Annotated in this window: 12 protein-coding genes and 3 rRNA genes; 10 read left to right on the top strand and 5 right to left on the bottom strand. The window is 67.8% G+C overall.

Annotated elements, in window-relative coordinates; translation table 11 throughout:
• Positions 1-174: 174 nt before the first annotated feature.
• Positions 175-1,845 carry an ATP-binding SpoIIE family protein phosphatase gene (locus L3078_RS21635; RefSeq protein WP_239755652.1) on the top strand — a complete coding sequence of 557 codons (1,671 nt, stop codon included), beginning with the start codon at positions 175-177 and terminating at the stop codon, positions 1,843-1,845.
• Positions 1,846-1,948: 103 nt separating this feature from the next.
• Here L3078_RS21635 and L3078_RS21630 read toward each other — a convergent pair whose 3' ends face one another.
• The gene (locus tag L3078_RS21630; RefSeq protein ID WP_239755651.1) at positions 1,949-2,596 is read right to left on the bottom strand and encodes a response regulator transcription factor; all 648 of its coding nucleotides are present in this window, start codon (positions 2,594-2,596) and stop codon (positions 1,949-1,951) included.
• Between the two features lie 296 nt (positions 2,597-2,892).
• Between L3078_RS21630 and L3078_RS21625 the strand changes: the two genes are divergently transcribed.
• From L3078_RS21625 to L3078_RS21615, 3 genes are read left to right on the top strand one after another with little or no spacing between them, the layout of a single operon-like run.
• Complete coding sequence (locus L3078_RS21625) at positions 2,893-3,261, top strand: peptidase inhibitor family I36 protein (RefSeq protein WP_239755650.1); 369 nt, start codon at positions 2,893-2,895, stop codon at positions 3,259-3,261.
• Between the two features lies 1 nt (position 3,262).
• Entirely contained in the window at positions 3,263-3,955 is a 693-nt protein-coding gene (locus tag L3078_RS21620; RefSeq protein WP_239755649.1) for an ABC transporter ATP-binding protein, read from the top strand.
• Positions 3,956-3,989: 34 nt separating this feature from the next.
• Positions 3,990-6,755 (top strand): hypothetical protein, encoded by a 2,766-nt coding sequence (locus tag L3078_RS21615; RefSeq protein ID WP_239760761.1) that lies wholly within the window; start codon positions 3,990-3,992, stop codon positions 6,753-6,755.
• Between the two features lie 52 nt (positions 6,756-6,807).
• Here L3078_RS21615 and L3078_RS21610 read toward each other — a convergent pair whose 3' ends face one another.
• Positions 6,808-8,088, bottom strand: coding sequence for an MFS transporter (locus L3078_RS21610; RefSeq protein WP_239760406.1), 1,281 nt, complete (start codon positions 8,086-8,088; stop codon positions 6,808-6,810).
• A 153-nt stretch (positions 8,089-8,241) separates the two neighbouring features.
• Between L3078_RS21610 and L3078_RS21605 the strand changes: the two genes are divergently transcribed.
• The 6 genes from L3078_RS21605 to L3078_RS21580 all read left to right on the top strand — a co-directional run bounded on the left by L3078_RS21605 (position 8,242) and on the right by L3078_RS21580 (position 15,816).
• A complete protein-coding gene (locus L3078_RS21605) occupies positions 8,242-8,799 on the top strand; it encodes a MarR family winged helix-turn-helix transcriptional regulator (RefSeq protein ID WP_239755648.1) in 558 nt (185 codons plus the stop codon).
• A gap of 697 nt (positions 8,800-9,496) precedes the next feature.
• A 16S ribosomal RNA gene (locus L3078_RS21600) occupies positions 9,497-11,024 on the top strand.
• A 301-nt stretch (positions 11,025-11,325) separates the two neighbouring features.
• Positions 11,326-14,446, top strand: a 23S ribosomal RNA gene (locus L3078_RS21595).
• Positions 14,447-14,534: 88 nt separating this feature from the next.
• A 5S ribosomal RNA gene (rrf, locus tag L3078_RS21590) occupies positions 14,535-14,651 on the top strand.
• Together the 16S, 23S and 5S rRNA genes form the textbook arrangement of a ribosomal RNA operon.
• A gap of 118 nt (positions 14,652-14,769) precedes the next feature.
• On the top strand, positions 14,770-15,345 hold the full coding sequence (locus L3078_RS21585) for a GNAT family N-acetyltransferase (protein ID WP_239755647.1): 576 nt from the start codon (positions 14,770-14,772) through the stop codon (positions 15,343-15,345).
• A gap of 39 nt (positions 15,346-15,384) precedes the next feature.
• The gene (locus L3078_RS21580) at positions 15,385-15,816 is read left to right on the top strand and encodes a cupin domain-containing protein (protein WP_239755646.1); all 432 of its coding nucleotides are present in this window, start codon (positions 15,385-15,387) and stop codon (positions 15,814-15,816) included.
• Between the two features lie 15 nt (positions 15,817-15,831).
• On the opposite strand, the gene L3078_RS21575 is transcribed toward L3078_RS21580, so the two are convergent.
• The 3 genes from L3078_RS21575 to L3078_RS21565 are packed head-to-tail and all read right to left on the bottom strand — an operon-like array spanning position 15,832 to position 19,129.
• Positions 15,832-17,541, bottom strand: coding sequence for a type IV secretory system conjugative DNA transfer family protein (locus tag L3078_RS21575; RefSeq protein ID WP_239755645.1), 1,710 nt, complete (start codon positions 17,539-17,541; stop codon positions 15,832-15,834).
• Entirely contained in the window at positions 17,538-17,699 is a 162-nt protein-coding gene (locus tag L3078_RS21570; RefSeq protein WP_239755644.1) for a hypothetical protein, read from the bottom strand. Before L3078_RS21570 ends, L3078_RS21575 begins: the two co-directional genes overlap by 4 nt.
• On the bottom strand, positions 17,696-19,129 hold the full coding sequence (locus L3078_RS21565) for an ATP-binding protein (protein WP_239755643.1): 1,434 nt from the start codon (positions 19,127-19,129) through the stop codon (positions 17,696-17,698). The genes L3078_RS21570 and L3078_RS21565 overlap by 4 nt, the downstream gene beginning before the upstream one ends.
• Between the last annotated feature and the right edge of the window lie 12 nt (positions 19,130-19,141).

Genomic DNA, 19,141 nt, shown 5'->3' with positions numbered 1-19,141 from the left:
GGTCGGCCAGACTGGTCCGCGACGTCATCCATGTCCCGGGCGGGGCCACCCCCTCGCCCACCCGCACCCACGACCAGGCGTCCCCCACCGCCGCACCCGGGGCAACCCCCCGGGCCACCGGCCGGATCCGGAGCCGGCCACAGACGACACCACGAGGCACGAGGCAAGGATTCGGTGAACTTCACGCGCTGGAGCGCCCGGCTCCCCGGTACGCAGCGCCGCGCCGCAGCGCGGACCGAACACACGGCCACCCCGGACCGGCGCGGCGAAGGCTCCGTGCCCGCGGCCCGCGTCGAACGGAAGAGCGACGACCCTCCGGACGACCCCCCGACCGTGCCCGCCGTCGACGACCTCCCCACCCGCGAGATCCTCGACCGCATCCCGGCCCTCGTCGCCCTCGTCCACGGCCCCGACCACCGCACGGCCTACGTCAACGACGCCTATGTCGCGGCCTTCGGCGTACGCACCCTCGGTGAGCCCGCCCGCGCGTCCCTGCCCGAGCTGGACGCCCTCGGCCTCCTCCCGCTCCTCGACCAGGTCCTGCGCAGCTCCAGACCCCGCACGGTCAAGTCCCGCAAGGCTCCCAGCGGCCGCAGCTACACGATCACCTGCACCCCCGTCGACGTACCGGGCGGCGCAGGGCGGAGCGAGGGCGGCGTACTGATCTTCGCCGCCGACGTCACCGACCACGCCGAGGCCGGCGAGCGCCTGCGCGCCAGCGAACGCCGCCAGCGCGAGACCGCCGTCACCCTCCAGCGCTCCCTCCTCCCGCAGGAACTGGAACAGCCCGACGACCTGCGCATCGCCGCCGTCTACCACCCCGGCGGCACCGAGACCGCCGTCGGCGGCGACTGGTACGACGTCATCACCCTCGGCGGCGGCCGCACCGCCCTCGTCATCGGCGACGTCATGGGCCGGGGCGTCCGCGCCGCCGCCGTCATGGGCCAACTCCGTACGGCCGTCCGCGCCTACGCCCGGCTGGACCTCCCCCCGCACGAGGTCCTCCAACTCCTCGACGGCCTGGCCACGGAGATCGACCCCAACCAGATCGCGACCTGCGCCTACGCCGTCCATGACCCCAACGAGGGCCGCCTGGTCTACGCCTCCGCCGGCCACCTCCCCATCCTCGTCCGCGACGAGAGCGGCACGGTCCTGCGCGCCGACGAACCGACCGGCCCGCCGCTCGGCACCGGCGGCTGGACCCACGCCTCCGGCTCGATCCCCCTCGGCCCCGGTTCCACGGCCGTCTTCTACACGGACGGCCTCGTGGAGCGCCGCAACGAGGACCTGGACGAGGGCATCGCCGCCCTGGAGCGCGCCCTGTCCGGCGCCACCGGCACCCCGCAGGTCGTCTGCGACCGCCTGGTCCGCTCCACCGGCGTCACCGCCGACCACGACGACGACGTGGCCGTCCTCGTCCTCCAGCACCCCGCCCGCACCGGCCCCGACCGCGAACTCTTCCGCAACGCGGCCCTCGAACTCCTCGGCGGCGTCGAAGCGGCCCCCCGCGCCCGCGCGTTCGCCTCCGGCGTCCTCACCAGCTGGCGCTTCCCTCCGGAACTCCACGACCTGGGCGTCCTGGCCGCCAGCGAACTCGTCGCCAACTCCCTGCAGCACGGCACCCCGCCCATGCGGCTGCGCCTGCGCCGCACCGACCGCCGCCTCATCGTCGAGGTCACCGACGGCAACGACCACCTCCCCCGGCGCCGCCGCGCCGACCCCGTCGACGAGTCCGGCCGAGGCATCGCCATCGTCGCCACCATCGCCTCCAACTGGGGCAGCCGCCGCGCACCGGGCGGCGGCAAGGCGGTGTGGTGCGAGTTCGCCCTGCCGGGGACCAGCTGATCCGCCCTGCCGGGGACCAGCTGATCCGCCCTGCCGGGGACCAGCTGATCCGCCCTGCCGGGGACCGGCCCGGCGGCCTGGGGCACACCCCGGCCGCCGGCCCTCACACCGACTCGGGCACCGGGAGGTCCACCCGGCGGGCGGCGTCGACCCCCGCGTGCCAGGCGACGCGGGCCGCGTGGAGGCGGGTCTCGACGCCCAGTTTGGTGTAGATGCGGCGGAGATGGTCCTTGACCGTGTCGGGACTCAGGCTGAGACGGTCGGCGATCTCCCGGTTGGGGAGCCCGTCGCCGACGAGCGCGAGGATCTCCCGTTCGCGCGGCGTGAGGGCGGACACCAACGCTTCGGCCGAGGCGTCCTCCCGGCCGGGCGGGACGGGTCCGGCGTAGGCGCTTCTCAGGGGCTCCGTCAGGCAGGGGTCCAGCGCGAGACCGCCGTGGGCGACGGCGGTCACCGCCCAGGGCAGGTGCAGGGCCGCGGTGGTACGGCGCAGGATGCCCGTCGCGCCGTGCCGGAGCAGTTGGCGCGTGCCGTGGCCGGTGAGCCGCTCGCAGAGGACGACACCGGCGGGTTCGCCGAGCCGGAGGAGCGTGTGCAGGGCCTCGCTCTCCGCCGCGTGGCTGATCACCACGACGTCGGGCCGGGACCAGCGAACGATGTCGGCCAGAGTGCCCGGAGCACCCTCGGCGACGAGAGTGAACTGCTGTACTTCCTCCAATACCGTACGAACCGCGATGCGTGCGGAGAGCATGGGAGCAACCAACGCGACACGAACCATCTGTTCCCCCGTCAGGTCAGCTGGTTGGACACAAGAGACGCGCTGTGGTCAAGAGCGCGTTCTTAAGACCTCAACAACCGCGTGCAGCTTCACACTTGGGGTGGGGCCGGTCAAGCGCTCGAGCGCCATACGGGGTCGTGACACCGGTGTCAACTCCCCAGCCGGGTGGGAGGCGATCAGGACTCCCCCACCAGTGGGGTACAGCGGTGACAGGTGGTGCCCCAGGGTGGTGAATCGAACAGACCGCACACGATGGGGGAACGAAAACGATGAGGATCAAGACAGCCATAGCGGCGACGATGATCGTGGGGGCGAGCCTGCTCACCACGGGGGGTGTGGCCAACGCGGCGCTGAGCGACTGCAACTCCAACAACATGTGCATGTGGGGCAACAACGACTTCCGGTGGATGATCGGCGAGCGTGGCCACGGCTCCACCACGTGGACCAACCTGAGCGGGGACCGCAACGACGAGATGGACTCGTGGGCCAACCGCTCGGCCACCTACACCGGCTGTATGGCCGAGCACTCCAACGGCTCGGGCGACAAGCAGGGCATGCACAGGAACGACGACGACGGCAACGTCGCCCCCTGGAACAGCGACGAGATCACGTCATGGCGTACACGGAGCGGGTGCTGAGTTGACGACAGCCGCCGGCGCACCGCTCGTCCGGACGAGCGGAGTGTGCAAGGCCTACCACTCCACGGCCGAGACAGTCTGGGCCGCGAGAGACGTGGACTTCACCGCCCGGGCGGGGGAGTTCGTGTGCATCTACGGCGCCAGTGGCTCCGGCAAGTCGACGCTGCTCAATCTGCTCGCCGGCCTGGATCTCGCCGACTCCGGCGAGATCCAGGTCGGCGGAGTGGACGTGAGCACGGCCGACGAGGCCCGGCGCGCGGAGCTCCGGCTGCGCACCGTCGGAGTGGTCTTCCAGGAGCACAACCTGATCGAGGAGTTCAGCGCGGTGGAGAACGTCGCGCTGCCCCTGGAGGCGTGCGGCCTCCCGGTCTCCGAAGCCCGCGAACAGGCGCTGGTCCAGCTGGCCCGCGTCGGTCTGGCGGGTCTGGAGGACCGCCTGCCGTGGCAGATGTCCGGCGGACAGCGCCAGCGGGTCGGCGTCGCGCGGGCCCTCACCGGGCAGCGTTCCGTGCTGCTCGCGGACGAGCCGACCGGTGCCCTGGACTCGACGACCACACGCGAACTGTTCGAGCTCTTCCGGACACTGTGCGACGACGGCGTCCTCGCCGTGATCTGCTCGCACGACCCACGCTGCCGCGACTTCGCCGACACGGTCTACGAGGTCGTCGACGGCCGCCTGGAAACGCGCTCGTGACCAGCACGGAGACGACACGGGGGCCCGGCGCCGCATGACCCACGACAGCACGGCCGACGACAGCACGACCGCCGACGACACTGCCGTCGCCGACACGACCGTCGACGGCCAGGCCCACGACAGCCTGGGCGGCGCCGGCGCGACCGGCGGCCGGTCGGCTCAGGACCGTACGACGCCCGCCCGTACGACGTCCGCCCGTACCGCGCCGCCCGGCACCACTGCGTACGGGCGCATGGCGTTCGCGGACCGGGCCCGGCTGACCGCACGGCTCGCCCGGCGGCTGGCCCGCTCCCGTGCGCTGGCCCGGTCCGTGGCGATCGTGTTCGTCGCCGGACTGCTGGTGATGGGCATGTTCGTCACCCTGCGGACCCTGTCCCTGTCCGGCGAACAGGTCGCGCAGAACGAACTGGGCCGCTTCGGCGCCAAGGTCGGTTACGGCAGCGGGGTCTCCCTCCGGCCGGGCGACGACACCTTCCTCGCCGACCTCCGCTCCCGCATGCGCGACGCCGACGCCTCGGACGCCGAGATCGTGCTGAGCGCGACCGACGTCCAGCTGAACACCACACCGGCCCGCAACGTGACGGCACTGGAGAGCGACTGGGCCGCACGGCCCTACCCCGAGCGGTACGAGCTGCTCTCCGGCACGTGGCCGAGCCGCCCCGGCGAGGTGGCCGTCACCGAGCCGGACGACGTACGCACCCCCGTGGGCACGACGCTCACCGTGCTCGGCGATGTGCGGCTCAAGGTCGTCGCCACCGTCGACGACCGGGCCGCCGACACCACCAACCTGCTGCTGGGACCGGGCACCTGGGCCGGACTGGACCCCGCCCTCAGCGAGGGTTTCCCTGTCCTGACCGCCCAGATGGACGTGATGTGGGCGGGGGACAGGCAGCAGGAGGTCGTCGACGCCTTCACGGCCGCGGCCCGCACCTGGGCCGAGGACGGCGACAGCCCCGAGGCCGCCGCGCTCCGCGAGGACGGGCAGAACGCCGTCGCCGCCACCCTGGTCACCCGGGACCAACTGGAGGCCCGCCCGCAGAAGACGTGGATCGAGAAGACCCCCGCCGGCTACACCGTCCCGTCGATCCTGGTGCCCGCGGCCGCCGTCCTGCTGGTGTTCGGCCTCAACGGCCGCCGCTTCCGCCGCACCACCGCCTCCCTGACCTCCGTCGGCGTCTCCCGTACGACGGCGGCGCTGGCCCCCGCGCTGGCCGCACTGGCCTGGGCACTCGCCGCGGCCGCCTGCGGAGCCGTGGCCGGTGTGGCCGTGGGCCTCGGCGCCCGGCTGCTCATCTCCCGGCTGCGCGACAGCCCGGCGGGCCCGCTGGACGACCTCGCCTCACCCGCGCTGCGCCTCCTCGCCGTGGTCCTCGTGACCGGCCTGATCGCCGGCGCCGTACTCGCCCGCACCCGGCGCACCGAACCCGCCCGCCCGCACACCGACGCCGACGCCGACCGGGCCGCCGACCGCCCGGGCGCCCGGCGCGCCCGTGACGCCCGGCACCTGCTGGCCGTCGCCGCCTGGTGCGCCACGGTCGTCTACGTCACCTGGGTCGACTCGCCCCCGCAGGCCATGATCCTGACCGGCATCCTGATCGCCGCCGTGCTCCTCGTCATCCCCGAGGTGTTCTCCGGGGTGCTCAGACTCCTGCCGGAAGGCGGGCCCCGACGCCGGCTGGTCCGACGGCAGCTCGCCGCCGACCGGTCCAGGGCCTGCGCCGCCCTGGCCGTCCTCACCGTGCTGTTCGGCGCGTCCCTGGGCTACGTCACCCTCCTGGACACCCTGATCCGCACCGCCGAGAAACAGTCCTACCCCGCCGTGCTGCCCGGCCAGGTCCTGCTGGCCGGGCACGAGAGCGACACCTTCCCGCCCGGCGAGGCCCTGCTCCGCACCGTCGACGCCTCCGGCACCCTCGACGGGCTGCGCCGAACGGAGCCGCGCTATCTGATGGACGACAACCCCGACGATCCCCGCATGGCGAGCCGAGAGGGCGACGACGGCACCCTGCTCGCCGCCGACACCCCCGCCGACGTCGAACGCCTGATCGGCCGCCGACTCGACTCGGCCCAGACCACCGTCCTGCGGAACGGCGGCCTGCTCGTCTGGGCACACACCGCCGACGCCCCCACGGGCCCAAGCGCACACACCTCTCTCGTCGTCCGCCAGGGCGACAAGGTCCTCGGCAGCACCGCCGAGCTGCCCGAGGTCTCCGTCGAAGTCAGCCCGGCCGAGTGGCGCACCGGCTCCGACGGCATCATGCTCCGCTCCACCGCGAACGCCCTCGACCTGCCGATCCAGGCCCATGGACCGATCATGGTCACCGGCGTCCCCGACACCGACGCCCGGGCCCTGCAACAGGCCGTCGTCGACGCGGGCATGGACGCCGGAGCCGTCCTGATCCACGTGGAACCGGACGACCCGGTGCCCCCGGCCGCGCTCCTGGCCACCGCCGCGGGCCTGGTGCTCCTGGCCCTCGCCGCCGTACTGGCCGCGACCCGCAGCCAGACCCGCATCCTGCGCCGCTATCTCGCCCGACTGATCGCCGTAGGCATCCCCCCGCGCTGGGCCCGCCAGGTGCTGCTCTGCCAGCACGGCATCCTCATCGCGGTGAGCACCCTGCTCGGCCTGCTCATCGCCGTGATCCCCACCGTGGTCCTCGCCTCCCAGATCTCCGGATTCGTCCTCAGCGTCCCCTGGTGGCAACTGGGCGTACTCGCCGCGGCGACCTACGGCGCCGCACTGCTCGCCGCCGTCCTCTCCGCCCACAAACTCCGCGTGACCGAAGCCAAGGCCACCTGAGGGGACCGCCCTCCGCCCTTCAGGGCTGGGCGCTCCCTCGGGGGCAGGAGCGTCAGGCCCGGGCCGCCACCGGATCCGCGACGGTGGCCCCGCTCCCGGCGACCACTCGACTGCTCGCCAGCGCGGGCTGATCCTGCACGGCCGTGAGCTGCCGCCCGAGCCGCAGCGCCAGCACGCTGATGCCCAACGAGCACAGCAGGAACGCCACGATGTACGGCGCGTGCAGCGAGGCGCCCATGGGTCCACCCACCGCCGGCCCGACCGCGAGGGCGAGCTGCTTCACCAGCGCGAAGGCCGAGTTGTACTGCCCCGCCAGCCCGGCCGGAGCGAGATCCGCGACCAACGGGGCGACGGTCGGCGACAACATCGCCTCCCCCAGCCCGAACAGCGCGTACGTCGAGACGAACGCGGCCACGGCCATCTCCCGGCTCCCGTTCCCGAGCCCCGCGAAGCCCGCGACACCCCAGGCCACGGCCCAGATCAGACCCACGGCCGCGATCACACGCGACCGCCTGCGCCGCGTCACGAACCGCAGCACGGCGAACTGCGCGACCACGATCACCGCGGTGTTGGCCGCCAGCGCCGTCCCCAGCGCGGAGGTCGATATCCCGGCCGCCTCCACCCCGTACGCACTGAGCCCCGACTCGAACTGCCCGTAGCAGGCGAAGAACAACACGAAGCCCAGCACGCACAGCTGCACCATGGCCCGGTTGCCGAGCAGCTGCTTCCAGCTCCCCTTGGCCGACGCCCCGGAGGGCACGCCCTCGACCTTCGGAGCACGCGGCATCCGTACGGTCGCCATCACACCCACGAGCAGCAGGAACATCGCCGCCTGTATGGAGAACAGCAGGACGAAGGAGCCCGCACGCGTGGCATCGACGAGATGGCCACCTATCAGCCCGCCGACCCCGAGGCCGAGGTTCTGCAGGAAGAACTGGGTCGCGAAGGCCCGCGACCTGTTCTCCGCACCGGAACAGTCGACGATCATCGTCGCGAGCGCCGGCTGCATCACGGCCTGGCCCGCCCCGAGCACCGCCGCCGACACCAGCACGGCCGTCGCACTGGCGGCCAGCCCGAGGCTCAGCGACCCGACGGCGGCGGTGACCAGGGCGGTGAGCAGCACCGGAAGCGACCCGCGCCGGACTATGGCCCGCCCCGCGAACGGCAGCACCACGAGCGCGGCCACGGCGAAGACCGCCAGCACGAGCCCCGCCGTCATCGCACCGAGATCCCGCACCTGCGCCACATAGACGTACAGATACGGGACGGTGAAGCCGAGTCCGAACGCGCCGAGCGCGTTGCCCACGTGAATCCGGCGCATCGCTGCGCCCATCCCCCTGGTCACGTTCACCTGCCTAGGTAGGGAAGCCCTCTGCCGGCCCCGACAAGGCGTTAGCAGTGAAGACTTCGAAGCTAAAACTTAGAACCTAAACAGTACACCCCGAAGGACTTCGATGCCAAGCGACGGCGTGCCATACTGCGGCCCATGGGCGACACCCCGGGCACCAACGGCACAGCCGAGCCGACACTCGAAGAACAGATCGCCGCCTACCAGCGCGAGTTCCAGGACCTCGACCCCCAGGTCGAGAAGATCGTCTCCGCCCTCTCCCGCCTCCACCGCCGTATGAACGTCGCCTACGGCCGCCAGACCTCGGAGCTCGGCATCAGCAACGCCGAGTGGGAGGTCCTGAAGGCTCTCGTCCTCTCCGGCGCCCCGTACCGGATGGGCCCGAGCGAGCTGGCCAAGCGGCTCGGTCTGACGCCGGCCGCCATGACCCACCGCATCGACCGCATGGTCGCTGAGGGCCTGGTGACGAGGGAGCGCGACGAGAACAACCGGGTACGGGTCATCGTCGAGCTCACCCCCGACGGTCGCGAGAAGTGGCTGGCGGCCATGCGCCTCGCCTCGGTGTTCGAGGAGGACCTCCTCCAGGACCTCTCTCCGCTGGAGCGCACCGTCCTGGGCGAGGTGCTGACCCGGCTCCTGCGCCGCGTCGAGCACGCCCAGCCCGACGCCGGCGGCCGTCTCACCGACCTCGACTGAGGCCGTACGCTTGGGGGGCGGCCGAGGTTTGGCCGCGGGTCACCCGGGGGAGGCTTGACAGTCCACCCCGCGATCCGTAGAGTTCTTCGGGTTGCCGCGGAGCCGTAACGGTTCTGCGACAGCACCTCCGCCGCTCAAGCGGCACTCAAACCAACCAGCACGATCTCCCAACGGGGCGAATTCGGTGTGCCCGAATTCAATTCGATTTGGGTTCGGTATGAGTTCGACAGGCCCGATTGGGAACTGCCGGACAGATCCGCTAAGGTTTGAGACGTCGGAACGGCCCAACAGCCGCGAAGACAACTCCCGCTGACTGGGAATCAGGCCCGAAAGGATCTGATAGAGTCGGAACCGCCGGAAAGGGAAACGCGGAAGCGGAAACCTGGAAAGCACCGAGGAAATCAGAACCGGAAACGGTCTGATAGAGTCGGAAACGCAAGACAGCAAGACCGAAGGGAAACTGCCCGGAGGAAAGCCCAGGAAATAACTTGGGTGAGTACAAAGGAAGCGTCCGTTCCTTGAGAACTCAACAGCGTGCCAAAAATCAACGCCAGATTAGTTGATACCCCGTTCCCGGCCGGTCATCGGTTGGGGCGAGGTTCCTTTGAAATAAACACAGCGAGGACGCTGTGAACCATCGGCTTATTCCGCCGGTGGTTCCGCTCTCGTGATGTGTGCACCCGATTACGGGTAAACATTCACGGAGAGTTTGATCCTGGCTCAGGACGAACGCTGGCGGCGTGCTTAACACATGCAAGTCGAACGATGAACCACTTCGGTGGGGATTAGTGGCGAACGGGTGAGTAACACGTGGGCAATCTGCCCTTCACTCTGGGACAAGCCCTGGAAACGGGGTCTAATACCGGATACGACACTCTCGGGCATCCGATGAGTGTGGAAAGCTCCGGCGGTGAAGGATGAGCCCGCGGCCTATCAGCTTGTTGGTGAGGTAACGGCTCACCAAGGCGACGACGGGTAGCCGGCCTGAGAGGGCGACCGGCCACACTGGGACTGAGACACGGCCCAGACTCCTACGGGAGGCAGCAGTGGGGAATATTGCACAATGGGCGAAAGCCTGATGCAGCGACGCCGCGTGAGGGATGACGGCCTTCGGGTTGTAAACCTCTTTCAGCAGGGAAGAAGCGAAAGTGACGGTACCTGCAGAAGAAGCGCTAAGCTAACTACGTGCCAGCAGCCGCGGTAATACGTAGGGCGCGAGCGTTGTCCGGAATTATTGGGCGTAAAGAGCTCGTAGGCGGTCTGTCGCGTCGGATGTGAAAGCCCGGGGCTTAACCCCGGGTCTGCATTCGATACGGGCAGACTAGAGTGTGGTAGGGGAGATCGGAATTCCTGGTGTAGCGGTGAAATGCGCAGATATCAGGAGGAACACCGGTGGCGAAGGCGGATCTCTGGGCCATTACTGACGCTGAGGAGCGAAAGCGTGGGGAGCGAACAGGATTAGATACCCTGGTAGTCCACGCCGTAAACGGTGGGAACTAGGTGTTGGCGACATTCCACGTCGTCGGTGCCGCAGCTAACGCATTAAGTTCCCCGCCTGGGGAGTACGGCCGCAAGGCTAAAACTCAAAGGAATTGACGGGGGCCCGCACAAGCAGCGGAGCATGTGGCTTAATTCGACGCAACGCGAAGAACCTTACCAAGGCTTGACATACACCGGAAACGGCCAGAGATGGTCGCCCCCTTGTGGTCGGTGTACAGGTGGTGCATGGCTGTCGTCAGCTCGTGTCGTGAGATGTTGGGTTAAGTCCCGCAACGAGCGCAACCCTTGTTCTGTGTTGCCAGCATGCCCTTCGGGGTGATGGGGACTCACAGGAGACTGCCGGGGTCAACTCGGAGGAAGGTGGGGACGACGTCAAGTCATCATGCCCCTTATGTCTTGGGCTGCACACGTGCTACAATGGCAGGTACAATGAGCTGCGAAGCCGTGAGGCGGAGCGAATCTCAAAAAGCCTGTCTCAGTTCGGATTGGGGTCTGCAACTCGACCCCATGAAGTCGGAGTTGCTAGTAATCGCAGATCAGCATTGCTGCGGTGAATACGTTCCCGGGCCTTGTACACACCGCCCGTCACGTCACGAAAGTCGGTAACACCCGAAGCCGGTGGCCCAACCCCTTGTGGGAGGGAGCTGTCGAAGGTGGGACTGGCGATTGGGACGAAGTCGTAACAAGGTAGCCGTACCGGAAGGTGCGGCTGGATCACCTCCTTTCTAAGGAGCACTTCTAGGCTGCTACGGCAGTCCAGAGGCCAGATCATCAGCGAACGTCTGATGCTGGTTGCTCATGGGTGGAACGTTGATTATTCGGCACCGTCGGCCGTCTCGGGCTGCAAGTACTGCTCTTCGGAGCGTGGAACGCTGATCACGAGCGGTGAGGGTGTCGGGCACGCTGTTGGGTGTCTGAGGGAATGAACGTCCCCTCAGTGCCGGCCCCAGTGAACTCCGGTGGAAACCGGGGGTGATGGGTGGTTGGTCGTTGTTTGAGAACTGCACAGTGGACGCGAGCATCTGTGGCCAAGTTTTTAAGGGCGCACGGTGGATGCCTTGGCACCAGGAACCGATGAAGGACGTGGGAGGCCACGATAGGCCCCGGGGAGTCGTCAACCAGGCTTTGATCCGGGGGTGTCCGAATGGGGAAACCCGGCAGTCGTCATGGGCTGTCACCCTTGCCTGAACACATAGGGTAAGTGGAGGGAACGCGGGGAAGTGAAACATCTCAGTACCCGCAGGAAGAGAAAACAACCGTGATTCCGGGAGTAGTGGCGAGCGAAACTGGATGAGGCCAAACCGTATGCGTGTGAGACCCGGCAGGGGTTGCGTATACGGGGTTGTGGGATCTCTCTTCTACAGTCTGCTAAGCTGTGAGACGAGTCAGAAACCGTATGGGTAGGCGAAGGACATGCGAAAGGTCCGGCGTAGAGGGTAAGACCCCCGTAGCTGAAATCTGTACGGCTCGTTTGAGAGACACCCAAGTAGCACGGGGCCCGAGAAATCCCGTGTGAATCTGGCGGGACCACCCGCTAAGCCTAAATATTCCCTGGTGACCGATAGCGGATAGTACCGTGAGGGAATGGTGAAAAGTACCGCGGGAGCGGAGTGAAATAGTACCTGAAACCGTGTGCCTACAAGCCGTGGGAGCGTCGGATGGAAGCTTGCTTCCATCTCGTGACTGCGTGCCTTTTGAAGAATGAGCCTGCGAGTTTGCGGTGTGTTGCGAGGTTAACCCGGGTGGGGTAGCCGTAGCGAAAGCGAGTCCGAATAGGGCGTTTCAGTAGCACGCTCAAGACCCGAAGCGGAGTGATCTAGCCATGGGCAGGTTGAAGCGGAGGTAAGACTTCGTGGAGGACCGAACCCACCAGGGTTGAAAACCTGGGGGATGACCTGTGGTTAGGGGTGAAAGGCCAATCAAACTCCGTGATAGCTGGTTCTCCCCGAAATGCATTTAGGTGCAGCGTCGTGTGTTTCTTGCCGGAGGTAGAGCACTGGATAGGCGATGGGCCCTACCGGGTTACTGACCTTAGCCAAACTCCGAATGCCGGTAAGTGAGAGCGCGGCAGTGAGACTGTGGGGGATAAGCTCCATGGTCGAGAGGGAAACAGCCCAGAGCATCGACTAAGGCCCCTAAGCGTACGCTAAGTGGGAAAGGATGTGGAGTCGCAGAGACAACCAGGAGGTTGGCTTAGAAGCAGCCACCCTTGAAAGAGTGCGTAATAGCTCACTGGTCTAGTGATTCCGCGCCGACAATGTAGCGGGGCTCAAGCGTACCGCCGAAGTCGTGTCATTGCGATATATACCCCCAACGGGGATCGTGATGGGTAGGGGAGCGTCGTGTGCCGGGTGAAGCAGCCGTGTAAGCGAGTTGTGGACGGTTCACGAGTGAGAATGCAGGCATGAGTAGCGATACAAACGTGAGAAACGTTTGCGCCGATTGACCAAGGGTTCCTGGGTCAAGCTGATCTGCCCAGGGTAAGTCGGGACCTAAGGCGAGGCCGACAGGCGTAGTCGATGGATAACCGGTTGATATTCCGGTACCCGCTGTGAAGCGTCAAACATCGAACCAGGCGATGCTAAGTCCGTGAAGCCGCCCCGGATCCTTCGGGTGAAGGGGAGTGGTGGAGCCGACGAACCAGACTTGCAGTAGGTGAGTGATGGGGTGACGCAGGAAGGTAGTCCATCCCGGGCGGTGGTTGTCCCGGGGTAAGGGTGTAGGACGTCAGGTAGGTAAATCCGCCTGGCAATAGTCTGAGACCTGATGCCGAGCCGATTGTGGTGAAGTGGATGATCCTATGCTGTCGAGAAAAGCCTCTAGCGAGTTTCATGGCGGCCCGTACCCTAAACCGACTCAGGTGGTCTGGTAGAGAATACCGAGGCGTTCGGGTGAACTATGGTTAAGGAACTCGGCAAAATGCCCCCGTAACTTCGGGAGAAGGGGGCCATCACTGGTGATCCGATTTACTCGGTGAGCTGGGGGTGGCCGCAGAGACCAGCGAGAAGCGACTGTTTACTAAAAACACAGGTCCGTGCGAAGCCGTAAGGCGATGTATACGGACTGACGCCTGCCCGGTGCTGGAACGTTAAGGGGACCGGTTAGTCACTCTTCGGGGTGGCGAAGCTGAGAACTTAAGCGCCAGTAAACGGCGGTGGTAACTATAACCATCCTAAGGTAGCGAAATTCCTTGTCGGGTAAGTTCCGACCTGCACGAATGGCGTAACGACTTCTCGACTGTCTCAACCATAGGCCCGGTGAAATTGCACTACGAGTAAAGATGCTCGTTTCGCGCAGCAGGACGGAAAGACCCCGGGACCTTTACTACAGTTTGATATTGGTGTTCGGTTCGGCTTGTGTAGGATAGCTGGGAGACTGTGAAGCTCGGACGCCAGTTCGGGTGGAGTCGTCGTTGAAATACCAGTCTGGTCGTGCTGGATGTCTAACCCGGGTCCGTGATCCGGATCGGGGACAGTGTCTGATGGGTAGTTTAACTGGGGCGGTTGCCTCCCAAAGGGTAACGGAGGCGCCCAAAGGTTCCCTCAGCCTGGTTGGCAATCAGGTGGTGAGTGTAAGTGCACAAGGGAGCTTGACTGTGAGACCGACGGGTCGAGCAGGGACGAAAGTCGGGACTAGTGATCCGGCGGTGGCTTGTGGAAGCGCCGTCGCTCAACGGATAAAAGGTACCCCGGGGATAACAGGCTGATCTTCCCCAAGAGTCCATATCGACGGGATGGTTTGGCACCTCGATGTCGGCTCGTCGCATCCTGGGGCTGGAGTCGGTCCCAAGGGTTGGGCTGTTCGCCCATTAAAGCGGTACGCGAGCTGGGTTTAGAACGTCGTGAGACAGTTCGGTCCCTATCCGCTGCGCGCGTAGGAATATTGAGAAGGGCTGTCCCTAGTACGAGAGGACCGGGACGGACGAACCTCTGGTGTGCCAGTTGTTCTGCCAAGGGCATGGCTGGTTGGCTACGTTCGGGAGGGATAACCGCTGAAAGCATCTAAGCGGGAAGCCTGCTTCGAGATGAGTATTCCCACCCACTTGATGGGGTAAGGCTCCCAGTAGACGACTGGGTTGATAGGCCAGATATGGAAGCCCAGTAATGGGTGGAGTTGACTGGTACTAATAGGCCGAGGGCTTGTCCTCAGTTGCTCGCGTCCACTGTGTTGGTTCTGAAACCACGAACAACCCCACGTCTCCACAGAGCGTGGTGCGGTTGAGTGTTTCATAGTGTTTCGGTGGTCATAGCGTGAGGGAAACGCCCGGTTACATTCCGAACCCGGAAGCTAAGCCTTACAGCGCCGATGGTACTGCAGGGGGGACCCTGTGGGAGAGTAGGACGCCGCCGAACAAATATTGAGAAAACCCCTGCCGGGTGACCGGCAGGGGTTTTCTGCGTTTAAGGGTCCACACCGGGCTGTCATTAAATTCGGTGAAGGGCGTAGTGCTCCGGTACTACCGTGGCCCGTATGAAGCTGCCTGCGCGTGGTGAGAGCCCTGTTCTGCCCGAGGGGTACCGGATCCGGTCCGTCCGTGCCGAGGAATGGCGTCAGGTGCGGGAGTTGCGGCTGGTCGCGCTGCGGGACCCGGTGGCTCGTCTCGCGTTTCTGGAGACGTACGAGGAGGCTGCGGCCAGGCCTGACGGGTTCTGGCAGGAGCGGACGGAGAACGCTGCCGAGGGGGTGTGGGAGCGGCGGCAGTTCGTGGTGGAGAGCGGTGCCGGGGAGTGGGTCGGGACCGTGACCGTGCTCGTGGAGGAGGCCGGGACGCGGGACTTCTTCGGTGGGAACGTCGAGCGGCGGCAGGCGCATCTGGTGGGTGTGTTCCTGCGGGACGGGCATCGGGGGAAGGGCGTGGGCGAGGCGATGTTCGCGGTCGCGGTGGGGTGGGCGCGGCAGGCCGGGGTCGAGCGGGTGCGGTTGTTCGTGAACGAGGGGAACGGGCGGGCAGAGGCGTTCTACCGTCGGGTCGGTTTCGAGGCCAGTGGCGTGTCCGTCGAGGGGGACGAGGGGCGGGAGTTGGAGTACGTGCTGCGGCCGGCGTAGGCGTGGGGCGCGGCGGCGTGGGTGTTAGCGTTCGGCGGCATGGACGACAGCGTGTATGTGGGCAATGCGGGCAAGGACGCGGCCCTGGACCGGGGTTGGCTGCTCGGGCACTTCAAGGCGGAGGGGGATCCGCGGCGGAGTGAGGCGGTGGAGATCAAGTGGGGCGTGCATCCACGGGGTGACACGCGCGCCCAGTGGGTCCGGGGTGAGGAACGGACCGCTCTGCAGGTGCTGATCAGCGGCCGGTTCCGGGTCGACTTCCCCGGTCGTAGCGTGGTGTTGGAGCGCCAGGGCGACTATGTCGTCTGGGGGCGCGGGGTGGATCACTCCTGGGTCGCCGAGGAGGAGTCGGTGGTGTTGACCGTGCGGTGGCCCTCCGTGGCCGGGTACGCGGTGCCGGACTCGGACTCGGACTCTGGATCCGGCTCTGGATCCGGCTCTGGATCCGGCTCGGGCGGGGATGCTCCCTAGTCCCGTCCGGTCGGGTCAGGGCAGCGGGAGTTCCGCGTTCGGCCAGCGGGATCTGGCCTGTTCGCGGGAGCGCAGGAGGGCCAGGGTGGGGAGGCCCTGGTCGGTGCCGCCGGTCAGGAGGGCGGGGAGCTGGGGGAGGGGGGCCACGGCCGCCACGTCGTCAAGGACCAGGGTGAGTGGTGGGTCGAGGCGGCCGGAGGATGACCGTTCGGCCATGCGCCGGCCGCGCTCGACCACGCTTGAGGCGAGGGCCGTCAGGAGAGGCATCGCGGAGGGGTTCGCCTTGGGGTCCTCGATGGGGTCGCCGACCACATAGAGCGTTCCCCCCTCGTGCACGAAGGAATCCAGCGCCAGGGCGTCGGCTCGGTTCTGGGCGCAGGCCTCTCGGACATTGACCGTGGAGAGGGCGGAGAGGGCGCGGGCCGTCAACTGCTGGGCCATGTCGCGGCGTTCGGGGTGCGAGGTGAGTGCCGACTCCAGTTCGCCCGCCGCGCCGGGGGCCGCCTTGGGGTTCGTCCGCAGGGCGCGGACCGCTTCCTGGACGTTGCTGCCCTGGGCCCAGCGGTGCAGGTGGCGGATGGTGCGGTTGTCTATGGCGGCGGCGTGGAGGTAGCTGCGCAGGAGGGTCTCCGCGGTGTCCGCCACCGCTTGGTCGATCCTGGCGGTGGGGCGGATGGGGGCGAGGAGGGCGGTGGCCCTGGCCAGTGCCGTCGGCTTGTCCTCGCAGCCGGAGATGGGTGACCAGTGCAGGCGCGCCGGCGTGTCGCAGCGGTGCGAGGGGTCGTAGAGGAGCACCGGGCCCAGTTTCGCGCGGGCGTCCTTCGTGTCCGCCCAGAGCGCGGGGTCGGAGGTGACGACGAGGGCCGGCCCCTCGGCGTCCCGTACGGCCTGCGCGGCGACCGGGCGACGGGTGTCGGCGGGGCCCAGGACGACCGTGGGGGCGGAGTCCGCCCAGCCGGTGCCGGTGGCCGATTGGTCTCCGGTGGGTGCCGTACCGCCGGTCGCGGCTCGTGGCGGGGTGGCGTACGCGCCGGCCGGGGGCGCGAGGGACGTGGCCGCCGATCCGGCGGGCGTGGGGGGCGCGCCGGCCTCAGCCGCCGGGGTTGCCGGGGCGGCGGGTGTGCGGGGCGTGCTGTGACGTGGCTCGGGGACCGATGCGGAGGAGGTCGCCGGGTCCGGGGTCTCGAACCCGGGCGGCGGGGCCTCGTGCCGGACGGGGGCGCCGGTGTACGGCTGGGCCGGGGGTGCCTGCTCCACGGGGGCGTGGGCCGCGCCCCGGGGGTGAGCGGTGTCGTGGTCGGGGTGCGGGGGCGGGGCGTCCGTCGCAGGTCCGCCCTGCCTCTGGGCTCGTGCCGCTCTCTCCCTCGCCCGTACGGCCCGCCAGCGGGCCAGGGTGCCCATCGTGAAGACGGTCAGGACGAGCAGGACCATGAGCTGGCTGATGAGGAGGCCCCAGAAGAGGCCGTAGCCGGAGAGCTGGGCGGCGGGGGTGTCCGGCCAGGCGGCGGGGAGGTCCTGCGGGGCGGAGACCAGGCTGCGTACGGCCAGGGGCGTACGGGTGAAGGTGACGCCGTCGGGCCAGGCGCCGTGGGCGAAGAGGCCGGCCAGGCCGGTGGCCGACCAGACCAGCAGGGTCAGGCTCACCAGGAAGCCGAGGAGGGCGATCAGCAGCCCGTCGGGGATGCCGCCACCGCCCTGCTGGGGGCGCCGGTCGTCCGGTCTCACCGCTCGCCGCCGTACACGCCGATTCCTCTGCCGCCGTACACGCCGTACACGCCTTTCAGGCCGCTTCCTCCGCCGTACACGCCGTTTCCTTCGCCGCCGTTCACGCCGTTCTCCCGCCCTGCCCCTGCTCGTTCCGGCTCATCGATGGTCCCGTTCAAGCCACCGTCGACTCGGAGGAGCCGTAGCCGTCGACCTCGCTCAGTTGGTGTTCGACGAACGCGGCTGCCCGTTCCTCCGCCTCCAGCTCGGCGGCGCGCAGGGCGTCGTCGTCCAGCAGGTGGTCGACGGAGGACTCGGTCATCGCGCGGTCGGTGAAGACGAGGGGGCGTTCGGTCTCGGTGATGAGGTGCTTGACCACCTGCACATTGCCGTTGACGTCCCAGACGGCGATGCCCGGGGTGAGGGTGGGGATGATCTCCACCGCCCAGCGGGGCAGGCCGAGGACCCGGCCCGTCGCTCTGGCCTCGTCCGCCTTCTGGGCGTAGATCGTCCTGGTGGACGCCATCTTCAGGATGGCCGCGGCCTCCTTGGCCGCGGCGCCGTCGATGACGTCCGACAGGTGGTGGACGACGGCGACGAAGGACAGACCGAGCCGGCGGCCGAACTTCAGCAGGCGCTGGAAGAGCTGGGCGACGAAGGGGCTGTTGATGATGTGCCAGGCCTCCTCGACCAGGAAGATGCGCTTCTTCCGGTCGGGGCGGATCCAGGTGTGCTCCAGCCAGACGCCGACGATCGCCATGAGGATGGGCATGGCGATGGAGTTGCGGTCGATGTGGGACAGGTCGAAGACGATGAGCGGCGCGTCGAGGTCGATGCCCACGGTCGTCGGGCCGTCGAACATGCCGCGCAGGTCACCGTCGACCAGGCGGTCCAGGACCAGCGCCACGTCCAGGCCCCAGGCCCGTACGTCGTCTATGGCGACGTTCATCGCCTCCGCGGACTCCGGCTCGGGGTGGCGGAGTTGCTCGACGATGTCGGTGAGGACCGGCTGGCGTTCGACGATCGTCTCGTTGACGTAGGCGTGCGCGACCTTGAGGGCGAAGCCAGAGCGTTCGTCCAGGCCGTGGCCCATCGCGACCTCGATGATCGTGCGGAGCAGCGCGAGCTGGCCCGTCGTGGTGATCGAGGGGTCGAGGGGGTTGAGGCGGATGCCCATGTCGAGGGCGGCCGTCGGGTCGAGGCGGATGGGAGTTATTCCCAGCTCCTCCGCGATGAGGTTCCACTCGCCGACGCCGTCCTCGCCCTGGGCGTCGAGGACGACGACCTGGCGGTCGCGGAAGCGCAGCTGGCGCAGGACGTACGTCTTCTCCAGGGCCGACTTGCCGTTGCCGGACTCGCCGAGGACGAGCCAGTGCGGGGCGGGGAGCTGCTGGCCGTAGAGCTGGAAGGGGTCGTAGATGTAGCCCTTCCCGGAGTAGACCTCGCGGCCGATGATCACACCGGAGTCGCCGAGGCCGGGGGCGGCGGTCGGGAGGTAGACCGCCTGGGCCTGTCCGGTGGAGGTGCGGACGGGGAGGCGGGTCGTCTCGACCTTGCCGAAGAGGAAGGACGTGAAGGCGTCGGTGAGGGCGGAGATCGGGTCCCTCATCAGCGCTTCACC

It is taken from the genome of Streptomyces deccanensis, from assembly GCF_022385335.1.
GTDB lineage: Bacteria > Actinomycetota > Actinomycetes > Streptomycetales > Streptomycetaceae > Streptomyces > Streptomyces deccanensis.
Note: the sequence above shows the minus strand (reverse complement) of the source record. Positions and strands in the feature narration are given on the sequence as shown.

Bases quoted from the DNA above. Each gene is read 5' to 3' on its own strand.
- L3078_RS21605 (WP_239755648.1), top strand. From the start codon at position 8,242: ATGGGCGACACCCCGGGCACCAACGGCACAGCCGAGCCGACACTCGAA.
- L3078_RS21585 (WP_239755647.1), top strand. From the start codon at position 14,770: ATGAAGCTGCCTGCGCGTGGTGAGAGCCCTGTTCTGCCCGAGGGGTAC.
- L3078_RS21630 (WP_239755651.1), bottom strand. From the start codon at position 2,596: ATGCTCTCCGCACGCATCGCGGTTCGTACGGTATTGGAGGAAGTACAG.
- L3078_RS21625 (WP_239755650.1), top strand. From the start codon at position 2,893: ATGAGGATCAAGACAGCCATAGCGGCGACGATGATCGTGGGGGCGAGC.
- L3078_RS21615 (WP_239760761.1), top strand. From the start codon at position 3,990: ATGACCCACGACAGCACGGCCGACGACAGCACGACCGCCGACGACACT.
- L3078_RS21610 (WP_239760406.1), bottom strand. From the start codon at position 8,088: ATGGGCGCAGCGATGCGCCGGATTCACGTGGGCAACGCGCTCGGCGCG.
- L3078_RS21580 (WP_239755646.1), top strand. From the start codon at position 15,385: ATGGACGACAGCGTGTATGTGGGCAATGCGGGCAAGGACGCGGCCCTG.
- L3078_RS21565 (WP_239755643.1), bottom strand. From the start codon at position 19,129: ATGAGGGACCCGATCTCCGCCCTCACCGACGCCTTCACGTCCTTCCTC.